Origin of the sequence: Psychrobacter halotolerans, from assembly GCF_039680845.1 — a bacterium.
Classification (GTDB): domain Bacteria; phylum Pseudomonadota; class Gammaproteobacteria; order Pseudomonadales; family Moraxellaceae; genus Psychrobacter.
Genome location: NZ_JBDKWD010000005.1, coordinates 81229 through 95046 on the forward strand (window position 1 = coordinate 81229; position 13818 = coordinate 95046).

Below are 13818 nucleotides of genomic sequence, written 5' to 3' on the forward strand. Positions count from 1 at the left end.
ATGTTTTTTTATTCGCGCTCAATCATTTACTTTACCAAACCATGAAACGATCTGACGTGTCGTCTTCTCGTTGAGCGACAGATTGGCAGAAAAGGTTGGTTTTAAGAGTGCAGTAGAGTTTGATTAAGATAAGTTTACATAATAGCTGCATTTTATTTTATTAATTAGCTTGCAAAAATATCAAATGTAAATGATAATTATTATCGTTAAAAGCAGTTAAGTTATCGCTTCTTTATCTAGCCACTTTTTATCAAAAGGAATTTATTATGAGCATGGTCATTTCTCGTTACTTGAATTGCCGCGAAAACCGTCTACCAACCCTACAGTCGCAGCACCTGTTTGCTTTGACCAAAGAAGTGCGTATTGAACATGAAGGCGAAGAATATCGCCTACGCCTAACGCGTAACAATCGCCTTATTTTAACCAAGTAAACTGACAAAATGCTCGCTTACTTATAAAAAAACGCCTTCATTAAAAGGCGTTTTTTATTGTCTATAAATGGTGCAGTACCACTCTATCGTCAGGTAAATATAAAAGGACTCAGTCTGACTGGAATAAATTCCCCGCTTCTGCTAGCTAAAACAAAAGCTTGGTAAAATTTATTCCAGCCGTATCGATATTACTAAAGCAAACCCTCTATATATTAATCCCTATCAATCACAACTGTCACTTTCATTGTCATTGTCATCGTTTTTTAACTGGCAGCTTTAGAACTGCCAACTGTAGACCACATCGACCGCGTTTTCTGCTGCCGAAGAAGCTTCGACGTAAATACGACGGGTCAACTGATAACGAATGGATAAGCTGTTTTGCGCATTGAATACCCCTACCCCGTAGCGAATATATAAGTCAGGAGACACATAACCTGTGACATTGACGTTGGTATCTTCGCTACTGCCTGAAGCGTCCACCGTCAAGCTTTGGAAGCCAAACGCTTGCCCAATTTGATTGGTTAGATTGCGTGTGCCACTAAGTCCAAAGCTCAATCCCGCTGCCGCCAAATTATTGGTTACCTGAGACTTAAATCCTTGTTCACTAATCTGGGTGGCGCTTCTATTGTCGATGCGACCTGTGACCAAGGCATTCATAGCCTGCTGCTGCGTTAAGCCGGCATTGTTAAAGACAATGATATTTGGGTTTTCCGTACTGCCCTTAACGCGTACACCCACTGTTTTACCATCGATGGTTTTTACCGCTTCAATACTGAGAGTCGGTTTCATGACATCGCCATTGAAACGTACTTGCCCGTAATTGAGCTCTAGGTTCTGACCAAAAATATTGACGCTGGTACGACGTGAGACCTGTACCACCCCTCTTGCCCGCATAATGCCAGTACCGGTTTGATTGATATTAATCGCACCTGCCAATGGAATAACAGCGCCAAAACCTCGGAAGTTGATATCTTCACCTAAGTCGACCCCAATATCTGCATTGATTGACCAAGGTTTTGAGACAGCCAGTACCTCATTGATGTTGCCAATCAAACGACGATCAAGCACTACCGCATCTTCGGTCTGGGTGATAATGTCTTCGCTGGCTTCTGGCGGTCGAATGGTCGCTGAAGGCACACTGACTGCGCCTGTAATATCAACATAACGGTCGCCTGGCCTTACGATAATATCGATATCAGGATTGATTTCAGCCACTAACAAAGGTGGCTGCGTGACTACCAAACGCTCACCAACCACGCTCAATTTGGCTTGCAGTTTTTGCTGCCAATTAACCGTACCAGTTAAGGAACCTTTGCCAGTACCACTGTTAAACGTTCCATCAATGGTTGCTTGCGTGCCACGTATTTTGGCTTCTGTGTTTACTCTCGTTAAATTCACTGGTAAATCAAGCATGGCGATACGACCATTGGTGAGTTTGACATCACCATAGAACTGCGGCGTCTCTAACGTACCACCAAGACCACCTGCCATCGTAATATTGCCTTCTAGTACGCGCATACCAGGAAAGAAAGGTTTGAATATCGCAAGATTTAGCTCATTGAGTACCAATGCCCCTGAGATGGGTTTAGGATCTTTGTAGGGATCAGCCACAACTTCGGCATAGCCACGAGCGCCGCGACCTGTATTGATGTCTGCCCGTAGCTTAATACCTTCAGGAACAGATAAGGCAATGAGTGACACACGCTTATAAGGCAAAGTGACAGGTGCGCTATCCCCATCTTGTATCAAACCAATTTTGCCGTTATCTGAGTACAATGTTGCATTGATATTTGGTGGACGACCACGTTGCCAACCGACAATGGCTTTACCATTGATCTTGGCTTGCCAATCAATGTCATTGGGCAAAAAGACAGAGAACAATGAGGTGTCTAGGTTTTGTAGGGCGATATTAACTTCGCCAGCCGCTGGTGATGCTACTAATTTTTCACGTAAACACAGCTTGCCACTTTGATCCGAGGCTTGCCAGCAGTGAGCCGCCAGTTGTACTTTCAGATCGCTGTTATTGCCACTTTGGTTGTTAGGCAAATTTACAATTAACTGGGTAGGCTGCAACTGGTTCAAAGTGGCGTATCTTGACTTGATACGGCCGCGACCAATCACACCTGACCAACTGAGTCTATCGCGATTAAAGCCCCCTTTGAGCCTTGCGCTGATATCGATTTGCTCATTGGCCGCATTGAGGTCAACCACATGGGACTGTTCAGTGCCATTAAATGTGACTTTGAGATTTTTCAGACTTTGTCCAGACGCGTCTAAACCTTCGGCTGTGATAATAAGCTGGCTTGGGCTGTTTGCCAAATTGACCAGCTTGCCGCGGATACGACCTTGACGCAATACAAATCCCGGTAACGCAAGACGCTCACCAACCAAATCTATATAGATCGTTGGCAGTGCTTGTCCTGCTGGCTGAGATAAGGTCGCACCACCAGTGACTTTACCTGTCAGCTGGTTTGATAACTGATCAAGACTGGTGATATTGATTTTGGCTTGTAGTTGCTTGGCATTGCCATTCGCCGTGATGTAATTGTCACCCCAACGCAATACTAAGTTGTTTGCGTTCAAACTGTCGATCAAGGCATTAACTTGTTGATACTGCGCTTGGGCACCTTTTGTTTGTAGACGCTCAAAGTAGCTTGCCAAGTCTTTTGGCAGGCGCATTTTTGCCGTTAAGCTGCCTTTAGCACTCAGCGGCTGACCTTTTAATACACCATTTAAGTCGATCTGATTGATATTGATACTTTGCTGCGTATCACCCCAACGCCCATCAGTATTGATAGTACCTGTGATAAGGCTTGGCGTATCTTTTAAGAAGTACCCCACGTTAAAGCGATCCATCACGGCATTGATGTCCCAAGCAATGCCTTGGCGCACATCTAACGTTCCTTGTGCATCGATACTGCCTGCCGCGCCCACATGACGGAAGCGTTTGATACGAATGAGCTGAGCATCGCCACTGGCATCAATAGTGAGCTTACCAGCTGGGAGCTGCTCAGCATCTAGCACACCATCGAAATTGACTGCAAAGCGTTGTAGGGTGCCTGCTGCATTCTTGCTGTTTTCGGACGGATTTTTCCATTCGCCACTGGTTTTTAGATCGCCTGTCAGAATTGCTGGATTGTTGGGTAAAAAATACCCCACATTAAAGTTGTCAAAGCGGCCATCAATACGCCAACCGATGTTCTTACGCAAATCAAGAGCACCTCTCGCTCTCACGGCACCTGCTTCGCCATCATAAGCAACCTTACGAATGCTGATAAGCTCAGGTGTGCCTGCCACATCGATAGAGAGATTGCCTTTTGGTATGTCTGCGGTATCAACCTGCCCGCCAAAGCGCACATCAAACACAGACAGCTCGCCACCAACGATGTCAACGCTACCATCACCACTACCTGTAATACCAATAGTACGGCCATCTTGCGTAGCATCTAGCTGCGCCTGCAAATCCGTATTACTCAAAGTGATGATATGACGCTGACCACTAACGCCACCTTTTTTAATATCTAATAAACGACCGCGCGCGCTGATGCTACCGGTCAGACGCTCAAGTGGTAAATCACTGCGATATTGGTTCAGTAACAAGCCATCGGTACGAGCATCGATTTGCCATGTTAATGGACGGCGTGGTTTCGCCAGTTGAATCTGACCTGTACCTGTTAGATCACCCACTATACCGTCATAATTTAGGCGGCTAATCTCAATAACATCGCCCGTTTTACGCAGGCGCACATCGTAATTTCCTTTGGGTGCTGCATTCAACTCATTGATCACCGCCTTACCATCAACGGATAAGCGCGACCCTTGAACAATGACATTTGCCTGTCCGCTTGGGCTATCGATATTGCCAATATTAGGCACGTTTTGACGGGTTAGATTTCGCCATTTTGCATCAATATACCAAGGTGGTCCTTGTTTCGATTTCGCCGAAGTTTTACCAGCAACTAGGTTGGCATTGACGTACTCACCATCCCGTTGACGCAGTTCTGCATCAATCTCTGTATTACCAGAGCGATTTTGCTGCTGATAATGGAACGACAGTCCACCATTGAGTTTTTGCGGTGCGTACGCTTTAAAATCAGCATAGTCCTCAGGAATGGCGCGGCGAATGTCAAAATTGCTACCACTCGCTTGTAGGTTTGCATCAAAGCTATTTTGCCAATCCAAAACCCCTTGCAGTAGCAACTGACCAGCGGGCACATCAGCCTCTAAGCGCTCGATACGTAGTTGACTGTTTGCAATGATACCGCGGCCTTGATAATGACCCGACGGAATGTCTTTTGAGGTCAGCTCGGTATTGATTCGCAGATGTATCTCTGAGATAACGCCTGTCGCTGTCGCCGTACCACTTTTTAGATGAATGTTTTGACTTTCCGCATAAGGAATCAACACGTCATCCCATTGCAACTTGGCTCTAAACGGTGAGTCAGTGTCTAAGCCTTGTACGACAAAATCACCGCTCACATCACTGTCGTTGTAACGACTACGTACTTGTCCGAACGTGCGTTTTAAGGTGCCAGTAGCGGTAATATTCAGCGGAGCAATATAAGCTTTTTCTAACGCACTGACTTCTGCAATCGCACTCACATCTAGGGGATAATCCCCCTCTAGATCAATCTCGCCTTGCAGCGCATTGATTTTCACGATATCAGCGTAGCGTAAATCACCGCGTCCAACCGTCACCGTCGTGCCTACCCACGTCAAATCACGGGCAGCAATATCGTGAACCACGATGGGATCTTTTGTGACTTGTTTATAGACAATTTTTTTGATTTTTGCTTGATCAAAACGTAAGTTGACTGGCAACTCTAAGGTTTTATAATCGAATGGCTCACCCGTTGGTGGCTTTTTATTGAGAATCTCGATGGTCTGTATGTCTGCATCACGCAAATGCACTTCTTTAGCAAATATGGCACGCCAGCCAATCTTTACATAGGCTTTATCGACCAATACTTCAAGGTCTTCAGTCGCATCAATATCGATATCAGTAATCCAGATACCGTCACGTAAGTTGCCGCGCCCATACTTAAACTCGATACCAGTCTCAGCACTGATTTTCTCTAATATGAACTTCGTGCCAGAATCTGTACCGACTGCATAAAAGAAAACCGCAAACATAATCGCTAATACGATGACAGTAAGCACCAGTAGTTTGAGTAAAAAAGACAGCGGATACCAGCGTTTGACAGCGCGTGCATCGCGCTGTGCTGGATCTTCATCTGGTGCATTGTTTGGCGGGGTATTTTTTGTCAACATGACACTCAACTACGTTAAAGAATGATTGCCAGCAATCGGCACGATACAAAACGAATAATACAATATATGGCTGCATTTAATAAAAACAGCCACTTGGATATCTATAAAGGCGAGCCAATAAAGAAATGCAATCTGACAGGAATGCTCTCTTCTGTGACACCAGCGGCTACATCGACTCGCACCACGCCTACAGGCGAGGCCCAGCGGATACCGACGCCGACGCCGACCTTTGTCTCAGTCTCGAAGTTTTTGTCGTACGCATTACCCACATCAGTGAAAAATGCCCCGCGGAAACCCGGTTTGAATTCATAGTTATACTCTGCGCTACCGACCGCCAGCACTTGACCGCCCGTCAAATAACCGTTCTCTAATGGCGATAAGCTTTCATAGTCATAGCCTCGCAGACTCTGATCACCACCTGCAAAGAAGCGCAGCTTATAAGGCACATCATAAAAGTCATCAGCCCAGATATAACCGGTATTGAGACTGCCGAGTACTTGATGCTTTTTGTCATCACCAAAGCTATAAATCCCACTGACTCCAGCGCGCACGATAGCCAAGTCGGTGTCACTTGCCAAGCTATCAGCACCCGCTTCGAGTGAGTAATATTGACGTATTCCGCGAGTTGGATTGGTCGCACTATCGACATTGGTTTTATTGATACCATAGCCGAATAATAACGCTTGCTGCTTAGGGTTTGAGGAGGTAAATTCTATAGGAAGTTTTTCTAACTCATCAACACCTACGCCAGTTTCAAGCTCATCCAAACGGTAACGCATAGAATAGCTGCGATTCCAGCCGCTATCAGGGCGGATATTACGTGCCAATGCTGCTTCTAACGTATTGGTAGACAAATCAAAGTTACCTTCCCCTTGATCGATGACTTCTTCTTCATAAGTCAGGCGCGCATCCAGCTTATCATTGAGTGGGTGCTTCCAAGGGCGGCTGCCATAGACAGTGACGTTTTTAGCAATTCGCGACACTTCTGTTTCTGCCCCCGCTTGATAACCTTGGCGATTGATTAAGTTATAATCAATCTTCGCTGTGGCTCGCACGCCTGTGTCCGTTCCATACCCCAAGCCCACTTGGGCATCGCGCGGTTTATCGGCATATACAAATACATACAGTGGTACTCGTTTATTCTCTGCCACATCTTGCGGCGTTTTACGTCCTGCCAGCGTTGGTGGTACAAAGTCTTCATCAGTAATGATGCGATCTATCTCATTATCATCGTCAGGAAATATTTTTTCCGCGATATTACTGATTGAGTCGCTAATCTTACCTAACAGGTTTTCAGCCTCTTCATCTTTTTCATCCAATACTCGATCATTGGGCGAGTTGCTTAGGCGCTCTGCTTTTTGTTTAATAGCCTGCAACTTATCAAGCGTTTCTTCATCTGCTTCAAACTGAATCGCAGCAATATCGGCAGGATTGACTGTCTCTCCACTACTGGTATTCAGACCGTTTACATCCGCCGTATCAGAATCATTTGCGTCCGCAGAATTGCTATTTACATCACTATTTACATCGCCTTGCCCACTATTTTGAGCATTATTAGAGGCTGTTAGACTTTCTGTGTTAGCACTAGCATCTGTACCATCGACGTCTGCTACGCCGTCGTTATCAATATCTGCTGTTTCACTATTGTTATTCGCCGAGTTATCAAAAGCCAGTGTGCTGGCTTCAGTGCGTTCATCTGGCGGCAATATTGACTCGACGTTGACCGTGTTAAAGTAACGGGTTGCCGATAAATCATTGCTGAATTTAGTCACATCGGGACGATAAAAAGGGTCGCCTGTTTTAAAGTCATACAACTGCTGTAGCAATGACAATTCGACAGGCAGCTTATCGGGATCTTGAGTCAACGTGTTGGTTTCGGCGTCATAAGTAAAGAATACAACGTCATCAAACGCATAGCGCTCACCCGTATTATAGATCAAGGAGATATCTGCTGTGTCATCTGGTAAGATAATATCGACAGATTTGTTTAGCCAATATTGATCGAAATAACCGTATGTATTACTCAGTGACTCAAGCGCCGCTTTGCTGTTCTCATAAACACGGTGATTGAAAATATCCCCTTCTTGTGGCGGCAGCGATTCTTCAAGCTCGGCGAACTCTTCTTGCTCACGACCCTCACCTCGAATCTCAAAAATACGGCTATCGACACGTACTGGTTCCCCCAGCTCTTCAACAATCACATCTATCGTATCCGCATTAGGTTGGCGCAAACGTAAGGTAATATCGTAATACCCCACTGCTTTGGCAGCATCTAATGCCGTTTCACGTAAACGCGGCAACGCAGCGGTAAAATCAACAACCGATTGAACCGTCGTATCATCAAGGGCAGCTTTGATGTTTTTCATCGGCTGAATATCGTCATCAGCTTCGACTAGTCTTGGCTGACCCTCTGCCGTATTTTCGGGTGCTGCTTGACGCATGTACACCGTGGTTTCTACACGAGGTAGTGTGATTGCATCTCTATTAAACAAACGGTTGTATAAGCGCTTAACAATGTTCCCTCTATTACGCGCCAATGGTTTGGGCTTATCGGCTTGTTCAATGCTCTCACTGACCGCTTGAGTTTCTGTCTGATAATCTGGCAAATAATCATCCGGATCGATAAAGTCTGGTGAGGTCAGGTTTTCACCAGCGGTATCATTGTCGTTCGCGGCAATAGTCTCACTACCGTCATCGTCTACACGACCACTACTAACCGCATCACTCACCTCAAGCGGACGCGACATTACCTCGGCTGTTTCTGTCGATTCGGCGCTCGTCTCACTTTGACCTAAGGTATCGAGATTACTAGGGGTTGGCAAACTATCGACATCCAAGTCTGCATCCAAGCCAATGGGCGGAGTCGTGTCATTCAGCGTCGCAATTGGCCCATCAAAATCGCTATCTTCATTGTTGATGCTGTTGTTATTAATACCATCAAGGTCATCAACCCCGTTACTATTATTAATATTATTGATATCTTGCGTGTTCTGTAGATCCATCGCCGCCAGTTCACGATCAATTTGCTCAGGTGTCATCATCTGATAACCCTGATCTTGTATGGCGGCCGCTTGCTGTAATAAATCCTCATTAGAAGGATTGGACAGCGCCATCTGATCCGTATTTATCTCATACATCTCATCCATGGCGTTAGAATCACTGTCCCTAGAATCACTGTCCCTAGAATCACTGTCCCTAGAATCACTGTCCCTAGAATCACTGTCCCTAGAATCATTGTCCCTAGAGTCATTGTCCCTAGAGTCATTGTCGCTAAAATTATTGTCGCTAAAATTATTGTCGCTAAAATCACTGTCGCTAAAATTACTGTCACTAGAATTATTGGCGCTATCTGGTCGCAAGCCAGCCGTATTCTGAGTTCGTTGTTCTTGAGTCTGTGGTCTTTGAGCGTTGTTATTCGTTGAATCAGACTTCTTTGAGTCCGCCTTTTTAATACCTAAAGTTTGCTCGCTATAGTCGTCCAATACAGACTGATCAATGACGCCTTGCTCTACCGCCTTTTTTAGACGTAGCGCGTCTAACGCCATGTCAAGCTGGTCGTCATCTTCTAAAGGCAGGTCTGCCAAATTGTCTGTTTGATTATTAACCGCTTGATTGGGAATGGTGACGTTATTTTCGGTTTCAGCCCATGCTACTGGAGCAATACCAAAACCAACCAAACTGGTGGCTAACGCCGTAAAAAGCGCCGAGCGTCTAAAATGCAGGCGCGGCGTTTTGTTTTGAATACCAATAATGGCTGGATGAGCGTTTTTTTGCGTGTGTGGACTACTGATATCATTTTGAATATTGACCATATCACGCTGAACCATAGATACGTTACGCGCTAGCGTTGAAGGCTGATGTTTCATTTCTATTTCCTATCACCTCACGCGGTACAATATTATTAACGATAACAATCGCCAAGTCTTACCGGTGGATAAACTTATAGCAGTGGGCTGGAATGATGGTTTGCTACTTTGCTTTTGATAACTGTTTTTTGACCATTGTTTGTTTGATGACTATTTTCGATAAACACGCTTTTGATAGCCACAGTTTACAGAACAACATTTAATGCTGTTTTCATCAACTGACGGGTAGAATTGGGCAATCGTGATGCTTTATCGTCACTTGCCTCTTAGTGTACAGCCGTGTGAAATTTACAAATCATAACTTAGTTAATTATGAAATCATAGCATCGGTTGCATGTATTTTTAACAAAGCCTTGCTATTATACGTTCTAATATTGATAAAACCTATGCCATATTTTAATAAGTTTTTGATACTGTTGATAATTACCTCACTCTTAAAGATTTTATTGAATCCTTTTTTTACTTTATCAGTCGCGACTCATTTGTAGGAATTTTCATGGCTAATCAATTCCAATTGTTTAAGCATCGCCGTTTTAGCGCCATGTTTTTTACCCAGTTTTTAGGGGCTTTTAATGACAATGTCTTTAAACAAGCGCTCATACTGGTTCTAACTTATACTGCCGCAAGTCAATTGGGCATGGAAGTGAGTATTTTAAATAACTTGGCTGCCATGTTGTTTATTTTACCCTACTTTTTGTTTTCGGCATTGGCAGGACAAATTGCAGATAAATACGAAAAATCAAAACTCACGCAGCTTATTAAGGTGCTTGAGCTGGTGATTATGGCGATTGCTGCGGTTGGCTTTGTGTTTGAATGGTATGCACTACTCTTTGTGGCCTTATTTTTAATGGGGACGCACTCGACCTTTTTTGGCCCGATTAAGTACGCCTATTTGCCGCAAGCAATGAAAGAAGATGAGTTGGTGGGCGCAAACGGTCTGTTTCAAATGGGCACCTCCCTTGCCATTCTTTTGGGTATGATTATCGCGGGCGTCTTAACGCAGTTGTCGCAGTCGTTATATTGGATCAGTGCAGCCGTACTGATTGTCGCGGTTTTGGGTTACTTGGCCGCTCGCTATATTCCTACGATGCCTGCCATGCAGCCCAATCTTAATATCAACTGGAACATCATTACCACCAGTCTGTCCACGATACGCTACTTATACTCCTTGCCTTTTTTATTCTTTGTCATTCTTGGCAATAGCTGGTTTTGGTTTTACGGCGCGACGTTTTTGACGCAAACGCCTGAGTTCAGTAAGGTCATCTTGCACGGCGATGAGTCAGTGGTTATTTTCTTATTGACCTTATTTTCTGTTGGCGTTTCGATCGGTTCCTTATTGTGTAAGTCTTTGACCAAAAACCAAGTCAGTCTACGCCTATTGCCTTTTGGTATTGCCGGTCTCAGTATCTTTGCCATTGATTTGTACTTTTCGCTTTCAGGTCTCAGTATTGATGTGACTAGTGCGACGCTCTTCGGCATTGGTGATTTATTCGGCATCAGTGGTAGCTGGCGTGTGTTTGTCGACTTGTTCTTATTAGGGTTTAGTGGCGGTCTATATATTGTTCCCTTGTATGCCTCTATGCAGGCCTATTCACCCAAAAGTCACCGTGCACGGGTTGTTGGTGCCAACAATATCTTTAATGCCATCTTTATGGTTACCTCAGCGATTTTTGCGATTATTATCTTGAATGCGTTAGGTTTGACGCTACCGCAGCTATTTTTGGTGACAGGGTTGCTCAATATTCTCTTTGGCGGTTTTCTATATATCAAACTCAACCAACATATTAAAAAGGCCGTCATTCAAACGCATGATGAAGTCGTCCTATAAGTTAATACAATGTCATTACCAGCGTTGTCTTATAATAGCGTTTTTTTATATTATATTTACTATTGATCTTTAAGCCATCAGGAGTGAACCATGACCCTGCGTCCTTTAACCAAAATCGACCATTTATTACTTGGGGTTGATAAAGCATTACGAGCTGTCGTGCCACATTCAAACCCCAGTACTCGTCCCTTACCTGTGAGCAGTGATGAGATTCCTGAACTGACCATTACTGAAGCGCGCCATGTCGCAGGATTGATGCGTATCAACCATACTGGTGAAGTCTGTGCGCAAGGTCTCTATCATGGGCAAGCGTTTGCGGCGAAAGACGATGGCGTTAAGCAAGCCATGCAGCACTCAGCTGAGGAAGAAGTCGATCATCTGGTGTGGTGTGAGACTCGTTTGAGTGAGCTCGGTAGTCATCCTAGTATCTTTACTCCGCTGTGGTATAGCATGTCGTTCGGTCTTGGCGCAGTTGCAGGCGCAGTTTCCAACGAGTTTAGTTTGGGGTTTGTCGCAGAGACGGAAGCACAAGTCAGCGAGCACCTTCAGGATCATATCAACCAGCTCCCTGAACATGATAAGCGCTCAAAAGAGATACTGGCACAAATGGATATGGAAGAGTTGCATCATCGAGAGTTGGCGTTAACCAATGGTGGTGCGGCATTGTCACCACCGGTCCGTCATACCATGCGCTGGATGGCCAACCGCATGAAAGCCACCGCTTATCATTTATAAGGTAGTGGTCATAAAGATAGTAGTCACACCGATAGTAATATAATAAGTATGACCAGTAAGATAAAGGTTAATGGTAATATGAATACCCCTTGACTGGGTTCAGGCTTATTAGGGCCTATTTGTGAATGGGCAACACGCCCTATTAACAATCCTACTACTGATAGCGCTTGGCTTAATTTGCTAGGGTATTAAAAATTTGTACGATTTTGCATTACAGACATGACCCAATTGCCATCCATTTGCTCAATAACGAATAAATAAGGTAACGATTTTTATGAAAGCCATTAACCAATCGATTTTGTCTAGCAGCTTGTCAACCAAGTCGCCCAAACTTGCCACCATGACAGCGCTGGCTACCGCATGTGCATTGCTGCTATCTGCACCTGTTAATGCCGCTGAGACCGATACGGCAGCGACTTCTACCACGTCTGTACCGAGCGCCATGGATTCAAGCAAACGAGTCATTCGTCTTGCTCGTCCTAATGCCGCTACCAGTACGGCTCAACCAAGTGCGCAAGTTACGCCACAACCAAACTCAGCAGCGGATGTAGCCACCAACACTCAACCAAGCAGTGTTCAGCAAAGCGGTACGCAGCCAAGCAGCACTCAGTCGAACAATGTCCCGATGCGTACAAATACTGCGCAGCCGCAAGCCGCAGCGACCTCAGGGGTAGCAAATACGGAACCGACAGGTACGACGCGTGTATACACGCCAAGTCCAATGACCGCAACGGGCATTGATCTTCGTGGTGGCCAGCTTTCTAACATCCCAACGCCGCAGGTACAATTGTCAGACGTAAGCTTTGTGCCTACTGTCTTGATCCCGCAACAAAAAGGGCTTGGTACCGATAAACTAGACGTAAGCTTGCTGGATGCCTTTATCAACGAAGTCTCACCTAACGCCCGTCATTATCCACCAAACTTCCCTAACCGCACCCAGCGTTATAATACACGCGAAAAAATCAAAGTATTGGCTGAATGGATCGAACCTTATGCTCAGTCACCAAACGCCTCTTATGATGTGTTGATTCGTGCGGCTAAACTTAATGGTATGGGACGTAACTTGGACTTAGGTTCAGACTATACGGTACGCGGCGGCCAGTATGTGGATCGCGCTATCAAAATCCAGCCAGATAGTGGAGAAGCCAACTTCCTATACGGCATGATGTTGTCAGAAGGCGGTGGCTTTAAAGAAGGTCAAAAGTATCTAGATAAGGCGGTGTCTTTGGGTTATACCGAAGCCGAGCAAAGCTTGGCACAGTCGGATGTGTTGAGTGATCGTCGCGATAGCGCATTACAGCGTCTGCGTCGTCTTGCAGGAGAAAACCCAAACAATACGATTATTCCCCAACAAATCAAACTTGTGGAAGACGGTAAGTTCTACATTTGGGACATAGCGGCGCCTAATATTGACGTCAAACCAAGTGTCTAACGTAACTTTGTTTACTTAGATCAATGATTGTCCAGTTGTTTGAGCCAAACCCTAATAGCTGAACACCAATAGCTAAACACTAAGCACCTTCGTTTTATATCGATAGTATGTCAATATAAAAAGTCGGTGCTTTTTTGTGTCAGTTAATATGCTATTAATAGAAGTACGCTAGGCTATTAAAGGTATATTTGCTTGACTACATGACTTGATAAGTCGAACTTAAAGATTGCGCCGCAGGCAAAATAGTCTAATACT

Annotated in this window: 6 protein-coding genes; 4 read left to right on the plus strand and 2 right to left on the minus strand. The window is 44.9% G+C overall.

Annotated features, from left to right (window positions below):
- The first annotated feature begins 272 nt into the window (after positions 1–272).
- Complete coding sequence (gene hemP / locus AAJP47_RS10385) at positions 273–431, plus strand: hemin uptake protein HemP (RefSeq protein WP_227672156.1); 159 nt, start codon at positions 273–275, stop codon at positions 429–431.
- A 276-nt stretch (positions 432–707) separates the two neighbouring features.
- Here the strand turns inward: hemP and AAJP47_RS10390 are convergent, their stop codons facing one another.
- Positions 708–5702, minus strand: a complete 4995-nt coding sequence (locus tag AAJP47_RS10390; RefSeq protein WP_346717854.1) for a translocation/assembly module TamB domain-containing protein — start codon at positions 5700–5702, stop codon at positions 708–710.
- Positions 5703–5803: 101 nt separating this feature from the next.
- Complete coding sequence (locus tag AAJP47_RS10395) at positions 5804–9568, minus strand: autotransporter assembly complex protein TamA (RefSeq protein ID WP_346717855.1); 3765 nt, start codon at positions 9566–9568, stop codon at positions 5804–5806.
- Between the two features lie 496 nt (positions 9569–10064).
- On the opposite strand from AAJP47_RS10395, the gene AAJP47_RS10400 reads away from it, so the two are divergent.
- From AAJP47_RS10400 to AAJP47_RS10410, 3 genes are all read left to right on the plus strand, one after another.
- Positions 10065–11396 (plus strand): MFS transporter, encoded by a 1332-nt coding sequence (locus AAJP47_RS10400; RefSeq protein ID WP_346717856.1) that lies wholly within the window; start codon positions 10065–10067, stop codon positions 11394–11396.
- Positions 11397–11486: 90 nt separating this feature from the next.
- Entirely contained in the window at positions 11487–12131 is a 645-nt protein-coding gene (gene coq7, locus AAJP47_RS10405; RefSeq protein WP_346717857.1) for a 2-polyprenyl-3-methyl-6-methoxy-1,4-benzoquinone monooxygenase, read from the plus strand.
- Between the two features lie 274 nt (positions 12132–12405).
- Positions 12406–13563: a hypothetical protein gene (locus tag AAJP47_RS10410; protein WP_346717858.1), complete on the plus strand. Its 1158-nt coding sequence runs from the start codon at positions 12406–12408 to the stop codon at positions 13561–13563.
- Positions 13564–13818 lie beyond the last annotated feature (255 nt).